A 26,175-nucleotide genomic window follows, 5' to 3' on the forward strand; every position below is an offset into this window, starting at 1 on the left:
ATCACGCCTTTTTCTTTTGCAGTAATAGTAAAAAAGTTTCAAGATGGTCTTTCGTTTCTTCTAAAGACCACATACGATTTCCTTGCTTCGCAGCTAATACACACGCCTCTTCCCACGCGTTCTTTTTCTTCATATTTATTAATTCATCACGTAATTTCAAAACAATTTCTTCGTCTTCTTGTTCAATAAACTCTTCCATCACGCTTACTATTTCATCCTCATGAATACTTAACGTACAGTACGATTTAAGAAAGTATTGTAATGTCGTATACATAATGTACTCCCCCTTCTTATTTATCAGATGGATAAGAAGTAATAATCTTAAACCCTAATTCTCCTGACTTATCTCTTGCTAAAACAGTAACAGTTTTTACTAACTTGTCTTTTACACTCATATTTTTCTTTATTACCGTTTTTCCAACAGGAAATGAATGAGTTGTATTTAATACGAGACGAGCCTCTTTAGAATTTTTTAACCAATCTTGAATTTCCTTGTCATGTTGCTTCAAGCTATCTTTTACAGCTTTCGTCGCTGTTTCTTTATCATAGTATGTACTTGCGGCTGACACTTTATCTGTCTTCAAGCGATTCTTCAAATCCTCTTCTGACTTGCCTACATGTCTTTCAATCGTATGACCATTTTTAGGTGGTCCTTCCATTTCATCTAAAATATTATCACTAATTTTTTCTACCGATGTAGCTTGATTCCCTGTCTGTTTCTCTGTTTTTTGTTCTTTTCCTGCACATCCGCTTAAGATCAGCATTAATGCCAATAAACTACTGAAGAAAAGACTACTTATTCGTTTCATCATATCACCTCTTCCATGATTATTATCGCAACTTCACTAAAAGTCAATTTCACAACGAAAAAATCTATCAGTTTTCATTTTTTTCATCTATTTTTCCATATTTACCCCAGCAATTTCATCAACCCTCTATTTTTCGCCTTTTATAATATATACCCCCTATATTTTTCGATTATTTCCCAGATAAAATCACCGATAACATAACTATAAAACTCTTTTATACAAAGGTTTTTATAGTATTTTTAAAAACATTTTAAAATACCCCTATTTTTATATACCTAATACCCATATAAGGTATAAAATACCCTTCTTATCAACGTTTTCTACATTATGTAAATTTCCCCTTGCCTATACAAACGAAATGTGGTGTAATGCAAAAAAAGATAAAGGATTTTAAACAATGGCTGAAACGATTCAAAATTTCTTAACAGAATACTATTCAATCGCAATTCCACTTAGTATCTTAATTAACATCATCATTAGTCTTTTAGGTTTTATCCCTAGTATTTTTTTAACCGCCATTAATATACAGCTCTTTGGCGTAACAAATGGTACTGTTATTTCGATCGTAGGCGAAGCATTAGGGGCTATTATCTCGTTTTATATTTACCGCATGGGCCTTCAAAAGTTCACTCACGATAAAGTAAATAAATACCCAAAGGTAGAGCGTCTTCTTTATGTAGAAGGTAGAGAGGCCTTTCTACTCGTTCTATCGTTTCGCTTGATACCTTTCATCCCATCAAGTATCGTGACTTTATTTGCGGCTCTAGGTAAGATGTCATTACTCTCCTTCAGTATTGCCAGCACAATAGGGAAAATACCGGCATTGTTAATCGAAGTATATTCTGCCTATCATGTCATGAACGGAACAAATGAAGCAAAGTGGATTGTAACAATCGCAGGCGCTATTGGATTGTTTTATTTGTGGAAAAAATGGAGAAAAAAAAAATAAAGAAGGAGCATAGGCTCCTTCTTTATTTTTGAGGTATTTTATTAATAGCTATCCTTTTTAATCCTTAGTTAATACCAACAGCACTAAATGATTGCTTAACTGCTGCTACTTCCGCAGAAGTCGCACCATATAAATCAGCTGCAGCTTGTACTGCACCAGCACGAGCTTGGCTAAATGTAGTAGATTGCGTGAAATATTGTGTGTTTGCACGGTAATAAATTGCACCTAACTTATCTTTACCAATGCCCGTTACAGTTACACCCGAATGCGTACCACCATTTGCTAATAAATAAGCTTGTTTGTTAATGATACCACTGTTTGTATGAACCCCACCGTTATCACTAGTACCAGTGTAACGCTTAGAATAATGGTCTGGATCACCGTATTTCGCTGGATCACTCATAGAGCGAAGCGCATCTCCTGCTTTACCAGGCGTATAAATATCTTCACCAATCTCCCAATCCGGGTTACGGTTATCATAGAATTCTACTAAAGTACCAAAAATATCAGAAATTGCTTCATTTAGCGCTCCTGATTCATTTTGATAAATTAAGTCCGAGCTATTTTCAGTAACAGCATGCGTTAATTCGTGACCAATTACATCAATTCCACCAGATAATGAAGTGAATGTTACACCATCACCATCTCCGTATACCATTTGTGAGCCGTTCCAGAATGCATTATTATACTTACTTCCGTAATGAACTGTCGATTTTAACGGAGCTCCTGCATCATTAATAGAGTTTCTGTTAAATGTAGCTTTATAATAGTCATATGTTTTACCTGCATAGTAATGAGCATCTACTGCCGCTGCATCATACGCCGCATTGAAAACATTATCTGCATCTACCCATAAAGTTCCTGGTAATGTAGTACGATTTTTCGCATCATATGTGAAAATCGTTGCTCCGCGCGTATTATCTTGTAAGTAGTAAGAAGATGCAGATAACGTTGTATTAAGTGACTTCGTATCTCCTAATACACCTTTACCAGTACCCACTGCATTTGTTCCTGTTACAGGCTTTACAGCCGGTTTCGCTTCTTGTTTAGGAGCCTCTTGCTTAACTGGTGATTTATCTTCATTTGTTACATGATCCAATTTATTATATTTATTTAATACTTTACCGCTGTCTGCTTCAATGAAATAGTAGTAGTTTCCTGGACTTGGATCTAAGAAGTTTAGATTTACAACGTATGCATATGTTGTTTCTTCACCATTTTGATATACATATAAGTCCGCTTTTGGTTCTACCTCATATTTCGGTGTTACCCCTAAATCTTGTTGCGCGATTTCAATTGCTTTTGCGCCTTCAATCTTATTTTTATTTTTCAACTTTTCCTTTTTGTCTAAATCAGGTGCAACTGTTCCAGACAATACTTTTAAAGAACCGTCTTTACTTACGTGAGCCACTTGAGTAGAACCCCATACAGGCACTCCTTCGTAAACTTGTTGCATACGTACTACTGTTGAATCAGTTACAGCATCTTTCTTCACTTGTTTCACTTTGAAAGAATCTTGCGCACTCTTTTCCCCTAGCTTGTAATCACCTTTTGCTGCATTTAAGTAATCAAACACAACAGATTCCGCTTTCTTACCAGTCGCTCCAGTTAGATCACCAGAAATAAACTCAGGTGACTGTACTGTCTCATTGTACTTCTTCGTAGAGAGTACATTTTTAGAATCCGCAAATGCAGAGCCTGTCCCTCCAAATGTTGTAACTGCCATTCCTGTCGCTAACACTAACGCTAAACTTTTCTTTTTCATGAACCTTCCCCCTAATAAAAAATTTTTTTGAAAAAGAGTAGTTTTATATTAGCATTATGTTTCCACTATTAATATACTAAAAATTCAAATAATTATTTTCTCAAGTTTTGTAGAATTTTGAGGAACAAATATTGAAAAAACCCTTTCCTGTTGGAAAGGGGTTTCTGTTAAGAATTTATTAATTCTACTACTTTTTCTCCTTGACCATAAATATCCGATGTCCAAGCATATTGCGGTTCCAATACCACTAATACAGCTACCAAAGCCAAAGCACCAATAATTATTTTTTTCATATTATTTTCCTCCCTTTTCTTCTAATAAATTAATTGCTAATTTATAGTAGTTATTACTTTCCTTAAATTCTAGTAATTCCTCGTGATATCCTGCTAGTTCTAAATACACCATTTTTAATTCCTTTTTATTTTCTTCGCCTCTAAAAAATGGGATTGCCTCAACTTCTAAAAATCTTTTATAAACATCTTTCGTTTCAAAGTATTTATTCTTAAGCATTGAAAGTATATATAGCATACTTTTATACTTTTCATCCCTCTTGGCAACATCTATCCCTTTATTAATCCAATCTTTCGCTTCTTCAAATTCTTTTAATTCAATACACTGCAAAGCGATCTCATACACTGCATCAATATAATTTAAATCCTCTTCCTTTTTGTACTTTAGGCATTGTAAATAATAATCTTTTGCTTTTGCATAATCTTTTAAGTTATAGTACAAAAAGCCTAAATTATTTAAAGCAATAGCTGTTATACTTTCTTTATCAGCAAAAGAATTTGCTTCCCTCAAAATATTATTATAAATAGATAGTGCTTCATTATATTGCTTTTTTTGTATATAACTCAACGCAATAAGTAACTGGCAATTTATCACATAACGGAATTTATATTCATTCTTAAATCCTTCCATTGCTACATTAGCAAAATGTAAAGTCATATGTTCAACTTCTAATTCATTATAAACAAGAGCTAAATTGAAATATATTCCATTCTCATGATAACCTTGTTCCTTTGCCATTACTTCTGTTCGAGTCAAATACTCCAATGCCTTCTTATATCTATGTTGTAAAAAATAATATAACCCTTTGCTATACGTATATAATAATTTTTGGAATGGTGAATACTTTTTGTACATCTTCTTTAAGCTCTCTAACTCTTTTTCGACAGCAGGAAAATCCCTTTTCATAATTAAATAACGTGTATACAGCAGTTTATAATAATTTATAATTTCAAAATCCAACACATGCTTCATTTCACCTTGCAACTCTTCATATATACGTTCTACTTGTTGCTTGTCTAAATGAACTAGTGCATTTAACCATTCATCCAGCTTCCCCTTCACATCTTCTTCTACATCTCTCAAATCCGTCACAGCAATTTCTAGTCTTGTGCAGAGCAATTGTAGAATTTCTTCTGATGCTTCAATCTTTCCATTTTCAATCTTACTTAAGTATGAGACAGAACAAATGCCCTGACATAATTCTTCTTGTGTCATTTTTTGCTGTAGCCGTTTATAAAAGACTTGTTTGCCTATTTTTTCTAATGTTTGTTGCATTGTCCTCCTCCATTCTCATTACCCCCATTACTCTAATAATACATAAAATCTGGAGAAATATAAATTGATAAATATAAATTTTCTAAAAAATATGCATGATTTCATTTTTTTCTCTCTTGACTTCACATCAATATCTCTTCTTTGCTACGAATGGTGAAAAATTGGTATACTATAACCAAATTATGGAGGTGTTCTCGCGATGACTCATTATAAAGACGATAGTTATGCCTTACATACAGACCTATATCAAATCAACATGGCTTATACATATTGGAAAGATGGTATTCATAATCGCCGTTCTGTTTTTGATTTATATTTTCGAAAGCTTCCATTTGAGAACGGCTACGCTGTTTTTGCTGGCCTTGAGAAAATTGTAGAGTACATAGAAAATTTCAGTTTTACTGAAAGCGATATCGCTTATTTAGCAGAATTACAATTTGAAGAAGAATTCCTTCATTATTTACAAAATATGAAATTCACTGGGACGATTCGCAGTATGCAAGAAGGTGAAGTTGTATTTAATAACGAGCCTTTATTACGTGTTGATGCACCACTTGGTGAAGCACAAATTATTGAGACTGCCCTCTTAAATATTGTGAATTACCAAACATTAATTGCCACAAAAGCAGCACGTATGAAACATGCTGCAAGTAATGATGAGCTTTTAGAGTTCGGCACAAGACGTGCCCATGAGTTCGATGCTGCCCTTTGGGGGACGCGTGCTGCCTTTATTGGTGGTTTCTCCTCTACAAGCAACGTTCGTGCTGGGAAACGCTTTGGGATTCCTGTAGCTGGCACACACGCTCACTCTTTCGTTCAAGCATATCGCGATGAATACGTCGCGTTTAAAAAATACGCTGAAACTCATAAAAAGTGCGTCTTTCTCGTTGATACATATGACACATTGAAATCTGGTGTTCCAAATGCGATTCGTGTTGCAAAAGAATTTGGGGATCGTATTGATTTCTATGGCATACGTCTTGATAGTGGTGATATGGCTTATTTATCGAAAAAGGCACGAAAATTATTAGATGAAGCAGGGTTTACAAATACAAAAATTATCGCTTCTAGCGATTTAGATGAATACACAATTATGCACCTTAAATCTCAAGGAGCAAAAATTGACGTATGGGGCGTTGGGACAAAATTAATTACGTCCTTTGAGCAACCTGCATTGGGGGCTGTTTACAAACTAGTTGCGATTGAAGATACTGACGGAAAATTAAATGATACGATTAAAATTTCATCTAACCCTGAAAAAATTACCACTCCAGGACTGAAACGAATTTATCGTATTATCAATCGGGTAAACGATCATGCAGAAGGCGATTATATTGCGTTAGATTCTGAAGAACCTGGAAAAGAAGAGCGCTTAAAAATGTTCCATCCAGTTCACACATATATAAGTAAATTCGTAACAAACTTTGAAGCCCGTGAACTGCATAAAGATATTTTCGTTAACGGTGAAAGAACATATGAACTACCAAGTATATTAGATATTCAAAAATATAATGAACAGAGTCTCTCTCTATTTTGGGAAGAATATATGCGAACTTTAAATCCTGAAGAATACCCTGTCGATTTAAGCCAAGAGTGTTGGGATCATAAAATGAATTACATTCAAACTGTTCGAGAACAAGTTGAAAAAAACATACAAAAGTAACCAGAGAAATTTCTCCTTCTCTGGTTTTTTCAATACTATATGGATATTTGTAAAAAATATATTAAAATAATACGACGAATGTTTTTAATTTGTAAATTTTAATATAATACTATTTAAAAGTAAAATAATATTTGATATTATTTTATTGAATCAATTTCAACAAAATCACTAATAAAAAAGGGGACGCAGGTTGCGTCCTCTTTTTTATAAATCTTTCACTCGTAATACACGCATTGCATTTAACACTGCAAGTAGTGTCACACCAACATCTGAGAAAACAGCTTCCCACATTGTTGCAATACCAAAGGCACCAAGTAATAAAACGATCCCTTTTACACCTAGAGCAAAGATGATATTTTGCCACACTATACTTCTTGTGCGTTTTGCAATTTTTACAGCTGTCGCAATTTTTGAAGGCTCATCAGTCATAATAACGATGTCTGCCGCTTCAATTGCTGCATCTGACCCTAAACCACCCATCGCAATACCAACGTCTGCACGGGCTAATACTGGTGTATCGTTAATACCGTCACCAACGAAGGCAATTTTTTCTTTTCCGTGCTTCGCTGCATCAATTTTTTCAATCTCTTCTACTTTTTGTTGCGGTAGTAATTCCGCATGAACTTCATCTAAGCCTAATTCTTTACCAACAGCTTCACCAACTGGTTTTGCATCACCAGTTAACATTACTGTCTTTTTAATACCTAGTTCTTTTAACTTTTGAATCGCTTGTTTCGAATCCTCTTTTACCTCATCAGAGATAACAATATAACCTGCATATCTTCCATCTACAGCAACGTGAACTAATGTACCTACTGTTTCTGGTTGCTTAAATTCAATATTTTCTTTTCTCATTAATTTTGCATTACCTGCAAAAATTTCTTTTCCTTGTACTTTTACAACTGTACCGTGACCAGAAATTTCGTTATAATCATCGATTATTTTTTCATCAATTGATTTTCCATATGCCTTTCGAATAGATTGGGCAATTGGATGGTTAGAATATACTTCAGCAAATGCCGCATACTCTAATAACTCTTCACTTGTAGTACCTTCGCTCGGTTCCATTTTTGTAACTTTGAAAACACCTTTTGTTAATGTTCCTGTTTTGTCAAAAACAATATATTTCACATCATTTAAAGCTTCTAAATAGTTACTACCTTTTACTAACACACCACTTTTAGATGCACCACCAATACCTCCAAAGAATCCAAGAGGAATGGATACAACTAACGCACATGGACAAGAGATTACTAAGAACACTAAAGCTCTATAAATCCACTCAGAGAATGTAGCTCCTTCTAAAATAAGTGGTGGAATAAACGCCATGATTGCCGCTGTAATAACTACAACTGGAGTGTAGTAACGTGCAAACTTCGTAATAAAGTTTTCCGTTGGTGCTTTTTTACTGCTTGCATTTTGAACTAAATCTAAAATTTTCGATACAGTTGATTCACCGAATTCTTTTGTAACTTCAATTGTCAACACACCGTTTTGGTTCACAAAGCCACTTAATACATCATTTCCAACTTCAACTTCACGTGGTACAGATTCACCTGTTAATGCTGAAGTATCTACCATTGATGTTCCTTCAATTACTTTTCCGTCTAACGGCACTTTCTCACCTGGCTTAACGATAATATAATCGCCAATTTGTACATCTTCTGGTGATACTTGTTTCGTTTCATTTCCAACCTTTACATTCGCATAATCAGGACGAATATCCATTAATGAAGTAATTGATTTTCGAGAGCGGTTTACCGCAATGCTTTGGAATAGTTCTCCTACTTGATAAAATAGCATTACTGCTACAGCTTCTGAGTATTGTTGAATTGCAAAAGCTCCTACAGTTGCAATTGCCATTAAGAAGTTTTCATCAAATACTTGGCCACGAGTTATGTTTCTTACCGCTCTCCAAACGATATCTCCACCTATTAATAAATAAGCAAGGACGAATAACGGAATTGTTACCATTTGTGGTAAGCCCGCTAATGCAGCAATTGCTGTCAAGATTCCGCCGACCACTAATCTCCCTACCATCTTTTTCACATTTGCTTCACCATGATCATGACTATGCCCGTGGTCATGACCGTTCTTCTCTTCACGAACAACTTTCACGTCTGGCTCTAACTTTTGAACGACATTTGTTATATTTGCTACAGTCGCTTCTAGTTCTCTTTTATTCGCAACTTCTACTCGTAGTTTCTTCGATACGAAATCAACAGTTGCTTCTGAGACAGCTGGCATTTCCTTCACTTTATTTTCAATTTTCATTGCACAGTTCGCGCAATCTAAACCTTCTAATATAAATACTTCTTTAGCAATTTTATTTTTTTGTTCTTCTTGCACTTTAATATGCGGTTCTAATTTTGTAACGAGTTGTTTTGCTTCCGTAACAACTTCGTTTTCTTTATTTTGTGCCGTTTCTAAAATCATTGTCTTTGTTGCAAAGTTTACAGAGCAAGAATTTACTCCTTCTATATTCCCAACACCTTTTTCAATTTTCATTGCACAATTCGCACAATCTAAACCTTCTAACATCAGTTTCTTTTTCACTAACGCTTCAGCCATCGTTCTCCCTCCTCGCGTTCTTTTTATTCTTCTTCGTTTACGTGTTCAAACGCTTGCTCGAAGATATGAATTACGTGCTGGTCAGCTAACGAATAATAAACAACCTTTCCTTCTTTACGATTCTTCACAAGTTTCGCTTGCTTTAACACACGAAGCTGATGCGAAATAGATGATTGTGTCATTCCTAATAAATAAGCTAAATCACAAACGCACATTTCAGCTTCAAATAGTGCATGTAATATTCTCGTACGTGTACGGTCACCTAATACTTTAAATAGTTCTGCTACTTTACTTAAACTTTCATCAGTTGGAATTGTTTGTTTTACTTGCTCTACAACTTCTTCATGAATTATCGTTTGAGAACATGTCTCTTGTGGTGTTTCTACTTTATTTCCAGCCATTATAGCTCACCTCTTTAATTGAACATATGAACAATCATTCATATATCTTATACTCTTATTATATGAGCGCCTACTCATATGTGTCAATGAAATCTGAATTTTTTTTATGAACATTCCGTTCACATTTTAATAAGTCGTATACATATTTTCCGCACCCTCTATATTCTCATACAAAAAAGGATGCACAATTCGCACACCCCTTTTTACTTACTTTTCATTTTCACCGCATCCACAATTAAAGAAACAAATCCTAACTGATTATCCCGATTTCTATGGTCAAAACGTTTCGAACGATAAATAAATCCATCTTTCTCATTCCAATCATTATAGTGAAACTTACCATTCTCATCACAGTATTCTAAGAGCCTCACTTGAAAACCTGCTGATTCAAACATGGACGTGATTGTTTTATAGTTATGAACAATTTTATGGCTTGCTGCAGGATGATCTAATGGACCAGGTCCACCTACTTGTACCCCTTGTTGATATTCTTCATCTGGAAAAAATGCATCTGGTACTGCACAACGAATATATCCATTCTCCATTAAAAACTCATAACAAATTTTTGCAGCTTCAATTCCTTCTTCATATGATAAATGCTCCCATACATGTTCTGCCAAAATTACTGATAAAGAATTAGGTTGAAATTTATCAAGCCAAGTTTCTCTCCGTAATAAATTTAATTCTTCTTCATTCGTATGTAACCAACCAGGGTTATTATTATAACCCTCTGCTCCAACTACAACTTTTGTTTCTTCCATTTTGCTCCCACCCTTTTTCATATTCCGACATAAAAATTCAATAAAGTAATATACATTCCCTTTATTTCAACAAAAGAAAAAGCCTTGCGCGCTCCCTAGACGCACAAGGCTTACTATACTTATATCCCTTTTAATTAAGCTTTTAATTAGCTTGTTCTAAATTATCCTGCGAACTTCCATCGTCTTTTAAATGACTATGTTTTTTCGAATAAACAAAGTATACAACTACTCCGATCGCTAACCAAGCACCGAAGTACATCCATGTTTTTAATGGTAGATTTACCATTAAGAATAGACAACATGCAATCGAAATAACCGGCAAGATCGGTACAAGTGGTACCATAAATCCACGTTGTAACTTTGGATGTGTTTTACGAAGAATAATAACTGACACACCAACCATCGCAAATGTTAACAACGCTCCAATATTCGCTAAATTCGACAATTCTTTTAAATCGATAAATCCAGCAATTAAAGCACTACCAATTCCTGTTAACCAAACTGTAAATGTTGGCGCTTCTGTCTTTTTATTAATTTTCGCGAAAGATTCTGGCAATAAACCGTCACGGCTCATCGCAAAGAATACACGTGTCGTTGCATAAATGTAAGCAAAAATTACTGCCATAATACCAATTACAGCTCCAATTGCGATTACACCTGCTACTTTATCTTGTCCTACAACTTCTAACACATATGCCATAGCTTCTGGTACATCTAATTCTTTATAAGAAACCATACCCGTCATAACGAGACAAACTACAACATAAATGATTGTACAAATGACTAACGAAGCGATAATACCAATCGGTAGATCACGTTGCGGATTTTTTACCTCTTCAGCAGAAGTTGCTAATGCATCAAATCCTAAGAAAGCAAAGAATACTGCTGCTCCCCCCGCGAAAACTCCACTTAAACCGTACGGTGCAAATGGTATCCAGTTTTCTGGTTTCACGTAGAATACACCAACTGCAATGAATAAAACAACGATACCAATTTTAATTAATACCATTATGTTATTCACTCGTTTACTTTCTTTCGTACCTCTTGATAATAACCAAGTTATAACTAATGTAACGATAACTGCTGGTAAATTCACTATACCACCTTGAGACGGAATTGTTAGCAGTGCTTTTGGAATTTCAAGCCCTAATCCACTCACTAAGTTATGGAAGTAACCAGTCCATCCGCCAGCTACTGCGGCAGTCGTTACAACATATACGGATAGTAATGTCCATCCCATTAAATGAGCTACAAACTCACCAATTGTTGCATATGAGTATGTGTACACACTACCTGAAACAGGAAGTGTAGAAGCAACCTCTGCGTAACATAATGCTGCAAATCCACAAACGATGGCTGCAATCATGAATGAAAAAATAACTGCTGGACCAGCATCTCTTGCTGCTACTAATCCAGTTAATACTAGAACTCCTGTACCAATTATCGCACCAATCCCTAGCATTGTTAGGTCAAATGCCCCTAGCGTTTTCGTCAAAGTTTTACTTTTACTTTCCCCTAACAATTGCGTAACGGATTTCTTTTTAAATAGGTTGGCCACGATGTATGCCCCCTTTTGCCAAGAAGAGCTAAGAGATCTTCACTCTTAGCTCTTATCATGTTGTTTTATATATTGTTCGATTTTGTTTTGTATAATGCTTCTATTAGCAAGATACTGTTTCTGCTTCTAATAATTCTTTAGCACCTTTGTACTCTACACCGTGAGCTTCTGCAACTGCTTCGAATGTTACATAGCCATCTAATGTGTTAATACCTTTTAGTAATGCAGTGTTACCTAGGCAAGCTTCTTTGTAGCCTTTGTTAGCAATTTGTACTGCATATGGTACTGTTACGTTTGTTAATGCAAGAGTTGATGTACGTGGAACCGCACCTGGCATGTTTGCAACTGCATAATGAACAACGCCGTGTTTTTCATAAGTTGGGTTATCATGAGTTGTAATACGATCAGTTGTTTCGAAAATACCACCTTGGTCAATCGCGATATCTACAACAACAGAACCTGGTTCCATTGATTTAATCATTTCTTCTGTTACAAGTTTTGGAGCTTTTGCACCTGGGATTAATACTGCACCGATTACAAGATCAGACTCTTTAACAGCTTCTGCAATATTGTAAGGATTAGACATTAAAGTTTTTACTTGGTTTCCGAAAATGTCATCTAATTGACGAAGACGTTCTGCACTTAAGTCGATGATTGTTACATCCGCACCTAGTCCAACTGCAATTTTAGCAGCATTTGTACCAGCTTGTCCACCACCGATGATTGTTACTTTACCACGTTTAACCCCTGGAACACCTGCAAGTAAGATACCTTTACCGCCTTTGTTTTTCTCAAGGAATTGTGCACCAATTTGTGCAGCCATACGACCAGCTACTTCACTCATAGGCGCAAGTAATGGTAATGAACGGTTTTCTAATTGTACTGTTTCATATGCGATAGAAACAACTTTTTTCTCGATTAAAGCTTTTGTTAATTCTGGCTCTGGAGCTAAGTGTAAGTATGTGAACAAGATTAAGCCTTCACTGAAGTGTTTGTATTCGCTTTCAATTGGTTCCTTAACTTTCATAACCATTTCCATATTCCAAGCTTCTTCAGCTGTATCAACAATTTTTGCTCCCGCTTCAACATACTGAGCATCTGTGAAACCAGACCCTAAACCTGCACCCTTTTGAATGAATACTTCGTGATTGTTACGAATTAAATGTACAACACCTGCTGGTGTCATTGCCACACGGTTTTCGTTGTTTTTAATTTCTGCTGGTACCCCAATACGCATAATGAAATGCCCCCTTATAATTAACAGAAAAAAGAGATTCTTTTTTCTTTTTGTAATAATTAATAACTTATGTCCTTATTCTAGCATAACTTAAAAGTTATGAAAACGCTAACATATCATTTTCCTAAAGTTTTTATATTTAGAATAGTGTAAATATATAAAACATTGATTCTATTAGGGGTTTCGTGTCATTCCATTATCTTTCACTCTATTTTTATTATACTGCTTCAAAATAAACAGCAATCATTTATTATTTGACAATAATGTAACAATGTAAGAAACCTAAGCGATAACGTATACATATACAGTTATTACTTTACTCAATACTTTAGAGATATATTCTTTTCACAAAAAAAACAGCTGCTAGCATTTAGCTAGCAGCTGGGTAACTTATAAATAACTTAGAAAATAAATCATCTGTCGTTTCAGTAATTTTATCAAACAGATCACTTTCTTCCGCTTCTTGCTCTTTTAACATCTTAATTGTTTCACGTGCATCTTCAGGGTAATCGGTTATAATACCATCTACGTTTAACTTATAATATGCCTTTAAATTTTCCATATCATTTACTGTCCATACGTAAATTGGTTTGTTTAACTTCCTTGCTTCTTTTACTAATTTCTTATTTAACATATATTCTTCTGCTACGTAAAAATCAGCCTTCACATTCTTTAAGTTAGCTCTACTTGCATACAGTATATACCCTACTTTTATATCTGGATTTGCACGCTTAAACTCTTTAATAAGTGGATAGTGTAACGTTTGAATTACACATTGCTTCTCAAATTCATTATCTTTAATCGTTTTTAAGACTTTGTTTACAAAATCTTTTTCGCCCCCATGAAGCTTCACTTCTATATTAAGTTTGATTTTGCCATTTGCTAGCTTAATGATTTCATCAAGTGTACTTATTTGTCCTGAAAGTCCATCTTGACTAAGGGTAAGCTGCCTTAACTCCGCCATCGTTAAATCTGACACATGCACATTGGCATTTGCGAGACGTTTCAGCTTCAAATCATGTATAACCGCTAGTTCACCGTCTTTCGTTTGTAATACATCTATTTCAGCGTAGTCTGCTTTTGCATCAATAGCACCTTGCACAGCTTCTTTCGTATTTTCTACGCCTTTTGATATATACCCGCGGTGCGCCATAATAATCGGTTCTTTATACGAATTTGAAATAAACGTTACAATGAAGGCAACGACCATTCCCGCAGTAATAATTCCTACAATGTATACGCCAATGAATTTCCAACGATGTTTTTGGAAGAAACATTTATCTGCTTTCGTTTTCGAATAATCTAATCCTTCTTCTAATAAAACATCCTCAACTGGAACCTTTTGTAAGTATAATCGCGTAATCGCCATAATATAAAATGGCGTCACGATAAAGCTGAATAAATACAATGTACTCGTTAAAAATACAGAAATCGTTGATTCAGCTAATAATGCAAATGTTCCTTTCGGGTTTGTAAATTCATAAACACCCCATAGGCACAATAAATACATTCCCAAAAACACGACATATACAATTCCAATTGAGATAAAAAATCCTACTAAAAAGAATAGTACTTTAAAAAAGCTTTCCTTTACTAAAGTTGCACTTTTACGTGCTGCCACGCGAAATGGTTTTTGCTCTAAAACAACAATAGGTAGAACGAAAATCCATCGAAGATTCAAATACGCGACTACAGCAAAGAACGTGTAATAACCAACTTGTCCCATCGTTGTCTTAAACAGTTCTCCTGTAATAAAGTTAGGAATTTGAATTTGCGGGATTAATGCCGTTTCATATCCCATATTTAAAAGAGGCAACAATACGACAGCATATAAAATAAATCCTGGTAAGCAATATGTGAAAAGAGTAGGTAAATACGTTACCGTTTTATATAAAATCGGACGTAATTTCACCTTCTGTCTTTTATGAGCGAAATACGAAATAATAATAAGCACCGCAAATTCTGTAAAGATAAGAAACAGTGCTAACAATGATAAAATTACGATTGCTAAGATGCCATAAGGCGTCTTTAAAAACGCTAATAATTCATCATTTGTCGCATTTGCATAACCACCAAAATACAATAACTTATTAAAAATAATTCCAAATAGTGGAACAAACACAATCGCTGCTAATAATTTATAAGCAAGTTGAAAAGTTAATACATTCCAAAAAGCAAATTTAACTGTTTGAAAGGAATGTCTCATTACTCCTGGTATAGATAGTTTTTTACGGTGTTGCATATATTCCTCCAAATTCTAAAACGGTATTTGAGATGGATTCCATATTTCCAGTCCTAATCCATCTTTTTAATAATAATATATTCCGCTTAACATGAACACTCTTATACATATAATGAAAAAAGTGATGGCTACTTCCCATCACTTTTTCATTTATTCTATTTTTTCTCTAGCCCTTGTCCAAATGCTTTCAAGAAGCTAAAACCGAATGTAATAGCTCTATTGATATCTGGATCTTTTAATACTTTAAAGAAATCCATCACTTTTGTTTTTTTACCACTATTTAATTCATCTGTTGCAAATTGCAATCCTGTAACTAAACTTGACGTAATTTGCTTCGTTATTTCTGGGTCAACTGAAGATAACGCTTCTCCTGCCCCCATCATATTGTTGAGTGCATTTTTAACTGGTTCACGATTTAGTTGCTCCACAGCGATTTTTGAAACATCTTCCTTCGCAGCAAGTAAACTAATTGCCGCATCTAATATACCAGCCTTCTGCAACTGTGCTAAAAGCTGCATTGTTTCTTCTACTGCTTCACGATTATTAGATAGCTCATTTAGAAGTTCATCTGCTACTTGCTGTTTCTGTTCTTCCTCTGTTACAACTTTCTTTTTAATTACAGTAATTTCTTTCGCCACTATCTCCGCCCCCTAGTCCACAAGTGATACGTATTGTTTTCTTTGCCATTTTCGCTCGATTTCAACACCGTTTTGCGGATTACGCTTTTTATCTCTCGGGTTTGAAGATGGTAACGGACGATTCCCTTTTTCACGTAATACACGCATCTTTACCATTGTTTGTTTGTACGCTGGTGTACACGTATAAAGATCTGTCGCCGTTCCAGTTAAAATATTGATTGCCTCTTCATTTACCGTTGCATGCATCGGTAAATATAGCTCTTTCCCCGTTACACGATCTGTAACAAGTGCCTGTACTTTAATTTTCCCAAATGGTGATGCTAATTCTACAAGGCCACCATCTTTCACATTGCGCTCTAGGGCAAGTTCAGGCGAGATTTCAACGAACACTTCAGATACTTTAGATAAAATACCAGCCGATTTATTCGTCATATTCCCTTCGTGGAAATGTTCTAACATACGACCATTATTTAAAAGTAAATCATACTCATCTGGCGCTACAACTGGTGGTACCCATTCATCTAATGATAGACGAGCTAGTTTATCCGGGAAGTTAAATCCGTCCACATATAATAGCGGTGTATCGCTACCATCATGGCTACCCCAACATAAACTATTCCATCCTTCTAAACGATCGTATGTTGCCTGAGAATATAAAGGTGCAAGCGATGCAATTTCATCCATGATTTCACTTGGACTTTCATAATTCCAGTCCCCGCCAAGCGCACGAGCTACTTTTTGTAAAATCCACCAGTCTGGCTTTGAATCACCAAGCGGCTTCAATACTTCATATAATCTTTGAATACGGCGCTCTGTATTCGTAAATGTTCCCTCTTTTTCTAAGCTTGGTGCTGCCGGTAAAATAACATCAGCAAAACGAGCTGTTTTCGATAAGAACATATCTTGAACAACAAGGAAATCTAAATTCGCTAAAATATGTTGTACATGGTTGGCATTCGAATCTACTAAAGCCATTTCTTCACCCATAACATACATACCACGCAGTTTTCCTTCATCTGCTGCCAGTAACATTGCAATATTATTTAAGCCTGGTGCTTTCGGAATTGTAGTACCGTATGCTTTTTCAAATTTCGCACGAAGCACATCATCTGAAACCGCTTGGTAACCTGGAAGCCAGTTTGGTAATGTTGCCATATCACAAGCGCCTTGTACGTTATTATGTCCGCGTAATGGGTATGCTCCTGCACCAGGACGACGATAGTTACCCGTAACAAGCAATAGATTTGAAATTGCTGCTGAAGTTGTACTTCCTCCAGTATTTTGAGTTACACCCATTCCCCAAAGTACACAAGTACCATCTGCTTCATATACCATACGTGCCATTTCTTTCAGATTTTCTTTCGAAATCCCCGTAATTTCTTCTGTATAATCAAGCGTATACTTTTCTACCATTTTGCTATATTCATCAAAATTCTTCACATTTTCAGCTATGAACTTTTTATCGTGCCAATCTTGATCAATAATATATTTCGTAATACCAGCGAGCCATACGTAATCAGTTCCTTGGCGCGGATGAATGAATAAATCCGCACGCTCTGCCATTTCATGTTTACGAAGATCCGCCACAATTAATTTTTGGTCATGTAATTTATGAGCACGTTTTACACGCGTTGCAAGTACAGGATGTCCTTCTGTCGGATTTGCTCCAACGATAATGACAAGGCCTGCTTCCGCAATATCTTTCACTGTTCCAGCGTCCCCGCCCATACCGACAGTTTTAAATAAACCGTCTGTTGCTGGAGATTGACAATAACGGGAACAGTTGTCTACATTATTCGTTCCATATATTTGACGGGCTAGTTTTTGCATAAGATAATTTTCTTCATTCGTTACTTTCGAAGAAGAAATAAACCCAAATGCATCACTTCCATATTCCGATTTAATATGCTGCATATTGGATGCAACAACTTCAAGAGCCTCTTCCCATGAAGCTTCAACAAACATATCTCCTTGGCGAATTAATGGCTTTGTAATACGATCTTCACTGTTTACAAAATCCCATCCAAATTTGCCTTTTACACATGTTGAAATACCGTTAACCGGCGCATCTGAAACAGGCTGCACTTTCAAAATGTGGCGGTCTTTCGTCCATACTTCAAATGAACAACCTACACCACAAAATGTACAAACTGTTTTTGTTTTATTCACTTTCGTCTTACGCATCGCAGCCTCTACTTCTGAAACTGCTAAAATACTACTATATCCCGGCTCTACATCCTTTACAAAATCAATCATCGGATCTAACACATCCGGTTTCAATCCTGTCATGAATCCAGCTTCACCTAACATTGATTTCTCCATCAACGCATTACATGGACATACTGTTACACATTGCCCGCAACTTACACAAGATGAGTCATTTATACTTACACCATTGTCCCATATAACACGTGGACGGTCTAAGCTCCAATCAATCGATATAGTTTCATTCACTTGTAAGTTTTGACATACTTCTACACACTGTCCACAAGCAATACATTGATTTGGATCATATCGATAAAACGGATGTGACATATCCACTTCACACGCACTTACTTTTGGCTCATACGGATATTTCTGTTCCTCAATTCCCATCATATGTACTGTATTGTGGACTTTACAGTTACCATTATTGTTATCACAAACGGTACAATACAGTAGATGATTCTCTAATATTCGATCCATTGCCTCAGTCTGTGCCTCTTTTGCACGCTGGGACTGTCTTTCGATATGCATACCGTTCTCTAATTTCGTTGAACAAGCACGCAATAACTTTCCATTTACTTCTACAATACACGTATCACAAGTTTGAATTGGATCTACTTCTGGTACATGACAAATTTGAGGATGTTCCAAATTACTCTCGTTAAATAATTGTAGTATCGTCTTTTCACCTGATGCAGAAAATTCTTTACCATCGACGGTTACACGGACTGTCTGTTCTGCCATAGTTTCCCCTCTCCTTACAACCAACTGTACAACACAATCATGAATCCGTTTTCAAAATCGCATTACTGTACATATTTTTGAAACGCTCTACCCAAATACTTTCTTATGAAGTCGATTCTAGATGTTATAAGGTATAACTACGAAAGCTTGAAAATATCACTATTCTACAGTTCTATTATATCGTACATATACAATAATAACCAAAATAATCTGTGATCTTCTTGTTAATAGGTGTTTTTATTTTTCCCATTGTTTTATGATAAATGTGGGAGAGAAATACATATAAAAGGGGAATTAAATATGGGGCCTACGCAAGAGACTTATACAATTGTACGTTATCAATCTGGTACATTTTCAAAACAACTGGATGAGATTGTTACAGAATCTCCTATTACTATTAAATTGAATGGTGAAGAATATGTAACAGTCGTATGCACACCAAATTATATTGAAGATATGGTAATTGGTTTTTTAATTTCTGAGGGGATTATTTCTTCCTATAACGATGTTGAAGAACTATGGGTTCAAAAAGATAACGGAATTGTCCATGTAAAATCATCAAAAGTGAATCCGCTCTATCAAACTTTATATAATAAACGATACGTCACTTCTTGCTGCGGAAAAGGTAGACAAGGTTTTATTTTCGTAAACGACGCAGCAAAAGCAAAAGACTTACATGATATACATGTAAAAATTACTCCTGAAGAATGTTTTTACTTAATGAATACTTTACAACAATCTTCCACTACCTTTCGCCAAACTGGTGGTGTTCACAATACCGCGCTATGTGATCGAAATAATATCCTTCTATCAAGAATGGATATCGGAAGACATAATGCATTAGACAAAATATACGGTCATTGTTTACGCAATGATATATCTGTTAAAGGAAAAATTATCGCATTTAGCGGACGTATTTCATCTGAAATTTTACTCAAAGTTTCAAAAATCGGATGTGAAATTGTTCTATCTAAATCTGCCCCAACAAAACTAGCATTGCAACTTGCCCATGATTTAGGTATTACAGTCGTAGGGTTTATTAGAAATGACTCTTGTAATATTTACACACATCCAACACGAATTGATGGCTATCAATCCAATGTTTAAAAAATAACTCCTCAATCGAGGAGTTATTTTAGTTATAAAAATGTAACATATTAAACACTTGAATAGTTAATAAAGTTAATATATAATTTCATTACATAATTAAAACAAAATATTGTAGCATATATCTTTTCATTCTTTTACAAATTAAAAGAGACTTCTAACAAAACGCATACACATTCTTATAAAAGCAATGGATTTATTTTATTTAAAATCGACCAAGGAGGTTACAACGATGGAAATTCGCTTATTAACGACAGAGGACGCAGAAATATATTTAAAAGTTTGTATGGAAGGTTTAACGAAGAACCCGGAAGCTTTTAGCTCTTCTTATGAAGATGTTCTTAAACATGAGGATCCTGTAGCTGCTATGGCAAAACGATTAAGCAATCCGGATAAGTATACTCTAGGGGTCTTCAAAGATAACGATTTAATTGGTATCGCTACTTTAGAAACAAAGCCTTTCATTAAACAAGAACATAAAGCAAAAATTGGCTCCGTTTTTGTTTCCCCAAAAGCGCGTGGCCTTGGAGCAGGACGAGCTCTAATTAAAGCAATTATTGAAAATGCCGATAAATTACATGTAGAACAACTTATGCTCGATGTTGTAGTTGGTAACGATGCAGCAAAAAAATTATATGAGTCATTAGGTTTCCAAACTTACGGCGTACAAGAGCGTTCATTAAAACATAACGGTCAATATTGGGACGAGGAACATATGGTTCTGTTCTTAAATGATTAATACTTCAATATAAGGTGAAACTTTACTCAGTGGGGGAGTTTTCCAAAAACATCTTTCTTAATAAGAAAGATGTTTTTTTCATTACAACAATGTAATCTTCATGTCACCTTTATCGATCGTACCAAACCTTTCCATTCATTATACTAAAAATATAAAGTGAAACTTTACTCAGTGGGGAACTACATCCCACGCTGATCGCATGTACTTGATATGTAGAGGAGAATGTGACATGAAACAAAACAAACGAGCTATGCTTTTAATATTTACTACAGCAATTGTAACTTCTGGATTAGCAATTTCACCTTGGTTTATTATATGAACACTCCCCCTAACAATGAAAAAAAGCTGATTGCTCCTTAAGAAGCAATCAGCTTTTTTTATATTATAAAATCCCCAAAATTTTATTTACGCAACTTATAATAATAACCATAGATACGGCAACGCACATGACAACCGTATTACGATCTTGCTTTTCTTTTTTTGAAATTTCTTCTTTTGAATTCATGTGTATGATCTCCTTTTAAAAAAAGTGTGAGATAGGAAATTTTTCTTATCCGATGCGAGGTGAATACGAAAACCCTCTCTATCTCACATACACAATAGAATGGAATTGTCATTTTATAAATAAAATGACATGACGTTATGTCGCAACATAGGGTATTTTGTGTCGCTACGTTTTCTATTATAAAAAATAGTTGTGCAAAACTAGTGCATTTTTTATGTCAATTACTCTGAGCGAAAAAATCAGCCCTCCATTCAATCACATAAAAAGAGTTTTTTATTATTTTCATGTAAACTATACAAGTAGAATGAACAGTTTGGGGTGCACAAGATTATGGTAAAAATTTTATTAGTAGACGATGAAGAACGTATGTTACGATTATTAGATCTGTTCTTAAGCCCTCGCGGCTATTTTTGTATGAAAGCTACCTCTGGCCTTGAAGCACTAAAATTAATCGAACAAAAAGAATTCGATATTATTTTATTAGATGTTATGATGCCAAGTATGGATGGATGGGATACTTGCTATCAAATTCGTCAAATTTCCAACGTTCCTATCATTATGTTAACAGCTCGCAACCAAAACTACGATATGGTGAAAGGCCTCACGATGGGCGCAGATGATTATATTACAAAACCATTTGATGAGCATGTATTAGTCGCACGAATCGAGGCTATATTACGCCGTACAAAAAAAGATGGCTTTGTTAGTTTCAATGGTATTGAGTGGGATAAAACGAAACATACTGTCACAGTTTATGATGAAAAAATCTCATTAACTCCTATCGAATTTTCGTTACTCGGACTATTTTTACAAAATACAAACCGTGCTTATAGCCGAGATGATTTAATCGAAAAAATTTGGGGCTATGAAACAGATATCGAATATAGAACAATTGATTCACACATTCGTAATATCCGTGATAAACTACGCAAAAAAGGATTTCCTATTGAAGATTACCTAGAAACGGTCTATAAAGTCGGATATAAATGGAAAAGTGAATAATTACTTCGGTCAGTGGGAAATCGTATACCACTGACTCTTTATTATGAATAAGGTATGGTGAAAAAATGAGTAAACTTTCCCTTAAAATTGGGACATACTTTTTAATATTAGCTTTATGTATTGAAACAATTGCCTTCGTATCTTTTTATAAAAGCCTTTCAAAAATGCGTATTGTAGAGGAAACAGATGCTCTTTTAGAGAAAGGTAATCGCTATAGTAAAAAAATTAAAAGCCGCGAGAGACGGGATGAATATTATAAAGAAATGAAACACGCTGAACATAATAAAAATCCTAAACGTCCTGTGTACCCTGAGTTCGATATTACGAATGAGGCTGCACACTTAGTTGAATCGGAATCAATTTCTAACTCCGATATAGCTATCATTATTACTGACCATAACGGCAAAATTATTTCCACCTCAGAACCCGTAACAAAAGATATGCAAAAACAACTTACTTGTAAAACAGAAACTGTCCCAGACGGCGGATTGGTCGTTGAAAGGAACTGGAAAAAATCAAAGTTCATCACAACAGTAAGCCCACTTAACACAACAAAGTTTCAAGGAAAGCTATATATGTTATTAAAAACATCTTTCCTAGAAAATATGTTACTTAAACTCATGAACCAATTTCTTATCATTAGCGTTTTAACAATTATTTTAACAACAATTTCTGTCTTTGTTTTTTCACGCGTTATTACAGAACCACTTGTAAAAATGAAGAGAGCGACAGAAAAAATGTCAAAATTAAACAAGCCAATTCAATTAGGTATTAAACGAAATGATGAACTCGGAAGTTTAGCAAAAACAATTGAAGATTTATCGAGTGAACTTACGTATATGAAAAAAGAGCGCAATGAATTTCTCGCTAGTGTCGCTCATGAACTATTAACTCCATTGACCTATATGAAAGGTTATGCGAAGGTAGCAAAGAGAGACTCTTTAACAAAAGAGGAGCGAGAAGAATACTTACAAATTATTGAGGATGAAACGGATAGTGTAACCGATCTCGTCCAAGATTTATTTATGCTTGTACAATTAGAACAACACCAATTTGTTATAAAAAAACAAAAAGTGCTTCTTCAGCCATTTTTAGAACGAATGGTTGAAAAAACAAAAACAACATTAACAAATAAGCAAATGCAACTTCATGTATATTGCAAAGATGATTTAGAAGTTTGCATAGACGAAAGACGTATGGAACAAGTTATGTTAAATTTATTACACAACGCTTATCAACATTCGCCAGAAAACACATCTATTACGATACGTGTACTCATGGAAACAGATTCTTTTACAATAAGTGTACAAGATGAAGGTGAAGGTATTCCTGAAGAAGATATCCCGCATATTTTTGACCGTTTTTATCGTGTTGATAAATCTAGAACACGAGCTACAGGCGGAAAAGGCATCGGGCTAGCTGTTGCAAAAGAAATTGTAGAATTGCATAACGGTTCTATTCTAGTAACAAGCCAATTAGGAGCGGGAACAAACTTTATAATCGAGCTACCTTTTGAATAATATGCGTGTGAAAACACCAGTAGTAGTAAACACTACTGGTGTTATTTTGTTCATAACAACAGCTCATATAAGCTAAGCTTTTGAAATTATTCTTATTTCAATATAAAATAAAGGTACATTTGCAAAGATTTGGAGGGTGATATAATTGGATATCCATGTATTAACAAAAGACGAAGCAGAAATTTACTTAGAACTTCGCGTAGAAGGATTAAAGCAAAACCCTGAAGCATTCAGCTCTTCTTATGAAGATATTATTAATAAAGAGTGTGCGATTGAATATAAAGCACAAAAATTAGCACAAGATGAAAACTATACGCTAGGTGCATTTAAAGATGGAAAATTAATCGGGGTTGCAACACTGGAAACGAAACCATATGTAAAACAAGAACATAAAGCTAAAATCGGTTCTGTATATGTATCTCCAAAAGCACGCGGACTTGGAGCGGGAAAAGCACTTATTAAAGAATGTCTTGAGCTTGCTAAATCTTTAGAAGTAGAACAAGTTATGCTTGATGTTGTCGTTGGCAACGATGGAGCGAAAAAACTTTATGAATCATTAGGTTTTAAAACATTCGGTGTACAAGAACGTTCATTAAAATATAACGGACAATATTGGGACGAAGAGCATATGGTCTTATTCTTAGATGAAAATAAATAATAAAAAACATCCTCATGTTTGGAGGATGTTTTTTACTTTCTTGTAAACCATGCCTTATGTAATAATTGAATCGCTTTTGCAATCTCTTCCTCTGATAATATCGCAAACCCAAGTAAAACTACACTCTCAGGCGCCGTACCGTCTTTATAGTACGTAGACACAGGATATATTTTGATACTATGTTTCGCAGCTTCTTGAATTAATTCTTCTTCCCGCATTCCATTATGCACTTTTAATAAAATGTGTAATCCCGAATCTTCTCCTATCACTTCAACACGATTAGAGAAATACTTCTCTATTTCAAAAACAAGTCGATCTCTCTTCTTTCGGTAGACAACACGCATTTTATGAATATGTTTTTCCCAATATCCTTCATTTAAAAATCTTCTAATCACTTCTTGATCTATTCTTGAAACACTTTGTGTATAAAATAAATATTGCTGTTGATACTTTTTAATTAATTTCTTCGGCAACACCATATAGCTCATCCGTAGCGATGGCAATAATGCTTTAGATAGCGTCCCCATATAAATAACTTTCCCCTCTGTATCTAACCCTTGCAGCGCCGGTATAGGCTTTCCAGAATAGCGAAATTCACTATCATAATCATCTTCAATAATATACCTGCTCTCTTCTTTCTTTGCCCATTGTAAAAGCTGCACCCTTCTCGTAATAGGCATAATCATTCCATATGGAAACTGATGGGAAGGTGTAACAAATACAACATTCGCATTGCTATTTTCTAAATCTGCAATACAAATTCCATCTCTATCTAAAGATAACATTTGGACTCTTGCTTCTCCCTGTTCAAAAACAACCATCTTCCTATGATACCCTGGGTTTTCAACTGCATAATTGCTTCCCTTTAACAATTGAAACAATAGTTTCACTAATATTTGTGTTCCCGCTCCTAATACAATTTGACTAGCTGAACAGCGCACACCTCTAGATTCATACAAATAATTCGTAATCTCTTCTCTTAAGCTTGCTTCTCCTTGAGGGTGTCCTAGAAAGAGAAGTTCGTTATTATGCGGCTGCCATACTTCATTTACAATTTTCCGATACATATTGAATGGAAAAGCATTTGTATCAATTCCTGTTTGTGTAAAATCAAATTTATAACTCTTCTCCTGAAACGGTACTTCTTCTATTCTATCTCCGCTATCCTCTACATGAACCATTTGCTCAATTTTGCATACAAAATAGCCTTTTCTCGATATCGACTCAATATAACCTTCTGCAAGTAATTGTTCGTACGCTGCCTCTACTGTATTTTTACTTACCTGTAAATGTATCGCTAACTTTCGCTTAGCCGGTAATTTCGTAAAAGGGACAATCGATCCATCTTTAATTTCTTTTTTTATATACTCATACAATTGCACATATAATGCCTTTTTACTATTCATATTTAAATTAGGCGTTAATTCTAACATAATATCTGACCCCTTAATAAAACTAAAATCTGATACTTTTTATAGTACCAGAAGTTATATATAATTCCTTTTATCATGTCACACATAAAAAATCAAATACTG

General features: G+C 34.9%; 22 protein-coding genes. 7 read left to right on the top strand and 15 right to left on the bottom strand.

The window, feature by feature from the left end; translation table 11 throughout:
• Position 1: 1 nt before the first annotated feature.
• Together GBN91_RS24155 and GBN91_RS24160 are read right to left on the bottom strand one after the other, a co-directional pair.
• A complete protein-coding gene (locus tag GBN91_RS24155; protein ID WP_000288803.1) occupies positions 2-274 on the bottom strand; it encodes a hypothetical protein in 273 nt (90 codons plus the stop codon).
• Positions 275-290: 16 nt separating this feature from the next.
• Positions 291-809: an RNase A-like domain-containing lipoprotein gene (locus tag GBN91_RS24160; RefSeq protein WP_000822694.1), complete on the bottom strand. Its 519-nt coding sequence runs from the start codon at positions 807-809 to the stop codon at positions 291-293.
• A gap of 397 nt (positions 810-1,206) precedes the next feature.
• Here GBN91_RS24160 and GBN91_RS24165 point away from each other — a divergent pair, with 397 nt between their 5' ends.
• Entirely contained in the window at positions 1,207-1,758 is a 552-nt protein-coding gene (locus GBN91_RS24165; RefSeq protein WP_152122549.1) for a TVP38/TMEM64 family protein, read from the top strand.
• A gap of 64 nt (positions 1,759-1,822) precedes the next feature.
• Here GBN91_RS24165 and GBN91_RS24170 read toward each other — a convergent pair whose 3' ends face one another.
• The 3 genes from GBN91_RS24170 to GBN91_RS24180 all read right to left on the bottom strand — a co-directional run bounded on the left by GBN91_RS24170 (position 1,823) and on the right by GBN91_RS24180 (position 5,089).
• Entirely contained in the window at positions 1,823-3,523 is a 1,701-nt protein-coding gene (locus tag GBN91_RS24170; RefSeq protein WP_086384858.1) for a M4 family metallopeptidase, read from the bottom strand.
• Between the two features lie 167 nt (positions 3,524-3,690).
• A complete protein-coding gene (locus GBN91_RS24175; RefSeq protein WP_000720172.1) occupies positions 3,691-3,816 on the bottom strand; it encodes an NprX family peptide pheromone in 126 nt (41 codons plus the stop codon).
• A gap of 1 nt (position 3,817) precedes the next feature.
• Complete coding sequence (locus GBN91_RS24180) at positions 3,818-5,089, bottom strand: helix-turn-helix domain-containing protein (RefSeq protein ID WP_001187959.1); 1,272 nt, start codon at positions 5,087-5,089, stop codon at positions 3,818-3,820.
• A 199-nt stretch (positions 5,090-5,288) separates the two neighbouring features.
• Between GBN91_RS24180 and GBN91_RS24185 the strand changes: the two genes are divergently transcribed.
• Positions 5,289-6,752, top strand: a complete 1,464-nt coding sequence (locus GBN91_RS24185) for a nicotinate phosphoribosyltransferase (RefSeq protein WP_000150184.1) — start codon at positions 5,289-5,291, stop codon at positions 6,750-6,752.
• Positions 6,753-6,956: 204 nt separating this feature from the next.
• Here GBN91_RS24185 and GBN91_RS24190 read toward each other — a convergent pair whose 3' ends face one another.
• The 8 genes from GBN91_RS24190 to fdhF all read right to left on the bottom strand — a co-directional run bounded on the left by GBN91_RS24190 (position 6,957) and on the right by fdhF (position 19,109).
• Positions 6,957-9,323 carry a heavy metal translocating P-type ATPase gene (locus GBN91_RS24190; RefSeq protein WP_000796569.1) on the bottom strand — a complete coding sequence of 789 codons (2,367 nt, stop codon included), beginning with the start codon at positions 9,321-9,323 and terminating at the stop codon, positions 6,957-6,959.
• Between the two features lie 23 nt (positions 9,324-9,346).
• On the bottom strand, positions 9,347-9,724 hold the full coding sequence (locus GBN91_RS24195; RefSeq protein ID WP_000918378.1) for an ArsR/SmtB family transcription factor: 378 nt from the start codon (positions 9,722-9,724) through the stop codon (positions 9,347-9,349).
• A gap of 203 nt (positions 9,725-9,927) precedes the next feature.
• Positions 9,928-10,485: a class I SAM-dependent methyltransferase gene (locus tag GBN91_RS24200; protein WP_000393177.1), complete on the bottom strand. Its 558-nt coding sequence runs from the start codon at positions 10,483-10,485 to the stop codon at positions 9,928-9,930.
• Positions 10,486-10,627: 142 nt separating this feature from the next.
• Positions 10,628-12,043, bottom strand: a complete 1,416-nt coding sequence (locus GBN91_RS24205; RefSeq protein ID WP_152122551.1) for an amino acid permease — start codon at positions 12,041-12,043, stop codon at positions 10,628-10,630.
• Between the two features lie 103 nt (positions 12,044-12,146).
• Positions 12,147-13,280, bottom strand: a complete 1,134-nt coding sequence (gene ald, locus GBN91_RS24210; RefSeq protein WP_001219744.1) for an alanine dehydrogenase — start codon at positions 13,278-13,280, stop codon at positions 12,147-12,149.
• 370 nt (positions 13,281-13,650) lie between these two features.
• On the bottom strand, positions 13,651-15,522 hold the full coding sequence (locus GBN91_RS24215; RefSeq protein ID WP_001164717.1) for a glycerophosphodiester phosphodiesterase: 1,872 nt from the start codon (positions 15,520-15,522) through the stop codon (positions 13,651-13,653).
• Between the two features lie 155 nt (positions 15,523-15,677).
• Positions 15,678-16,160 (bottom strand): helical membrane plugin domain-containing protein, encoded by a 483-nt coding sequence (locus GBN91_RS24220; protein WP_001040540.1) that lies wholly within the window; start codon positions 16,158-16,160, stop codon positions 15,678-15,680.
• A gap of 12 nt (positions 16,161-16,172) precedes the next feature.
• Entirely contained in the window at positions 16,173-19,109 is a 2,937-nt protein-coding gene (gene fdhF / locus GBN91_RS24225) for a formate dehydrogenase subunit alpha (protein ID WP_006925034.1), read from the bottom strand.
• A gap of 300 nt (positions 19,110-19,409) precedes the next feature.
• On the opposite strand from fdhF, the gene fdhD reads away from it, so the two are divergent.
• Positions 19,410-20,216 (top strand): formate dehydrogenase accessory sulfurtransferase FdhD, encoded by an 807-nt coding sequence (gene fdhD, locus GBN91_RS24230; protein ID WP_016121822.1) that lies wholly within the window; start codon positions 19,410-19,412, stop codon positions 20,214-20,216.
• A 232-nt stretch (positions 20,217-20,448) separates the two neighbouring features.
• Entirely contained in the window at positions 20,449-20,955 is a 507-nt protein-coding gene (locus GBN91_RS24235) for a GNAT family N-acetyltransferase (protein ID WP_000405875.1), read from the top strand.
• Positions 20,956-21,337: 382 nt separating this feature from the next.
• Here the strand turns inward: GBN91_RS24235 and GBN91_RS29515 are convergent, their stop codons facing one another.
• A complete protein-coding gene (locus tag GBN91_RS29515) occupies positions 21,338-21,460 on the bottom strand; it encodes a hypothetical protein (protein WP_001085006.1) in 123 nt (40 codons plus the stop codon).
• A gap of 330 nt (positions 21,461-21,790) precedes the next feature.
• Here GBN91_RS29515 and GBN91_RS24240 point away from each other — a divergent pair, with 330 nt between their 5' ends.
• The 3 genes from GBN91_RS24240 to GBN91_RS24250 all read left to right on the top strand — a co-directional run bounded on the left by GBN91_RS24240 (position 21,791) and on the right by GBN91_RS24250 (position 24,640).
• Entirely contained in the window at positions 21,791-22,462 is a 672-nt protein-coding gene (locus GBN91_RS24240; protein WP_000238957.1) for a response regulator transcription factor, read from the top strand.
• Positions 22,463-22,527: 65 nt separating this feature from the next.
• Positions 22,528-23,982, top strand: coding sequence for a HAMP domain-containing sensor histidine kinase (locus GBN91_RS24245; RefSeq protein WP_000041024.1), 1,455 nt, complete (start codon positions 22,528-22,530; stop codon positions 23,980-23,982).
• Between the two features lie 145 nt (positions 23,983-24,127).
• Positions 24,128-24,640: a GNAT family N-acetyltransferase gene (locus GBN91_RS24250; protein ID WP_000351212.1), complete on the top strand. Its 513-nt coding sequence runs from the start codon at positions 24,128-24,130 to the stop codon at positions 24,638-24,640.
• A gap of 32 nt (positions 24,641-24,672) precedes the next feature.
• Here the strand turns inward: GBN91_RS24250 and pdxR are convergent, their stop codons facing one another.
• Complete coding sequence (gene pdxR, locus GBN91_RS24255; RefSeq protein WP_097962013.1) at positions 24,673-26,073, bottom strand: MocR-like pyridoxine biosynthesis transcription factor PdxR; 1,401 nt, start codon at positions 26,071-26,073, stop codon at positions 24,673-24,675.
• Between the last annotated feature and the right edge of the window lie 102 nt (positions 26,074-26,175).

It is taken from the genome of Bacillus sp. B1-WWTP-T-0.5-Post-4 (assembly GCF_009183795.1).
Lineage (GTDB): Bacteria > Bacillota > Bacilli > Bacillales > Bacillaceae_G > Bacillus_A > Bacillus_A cereus.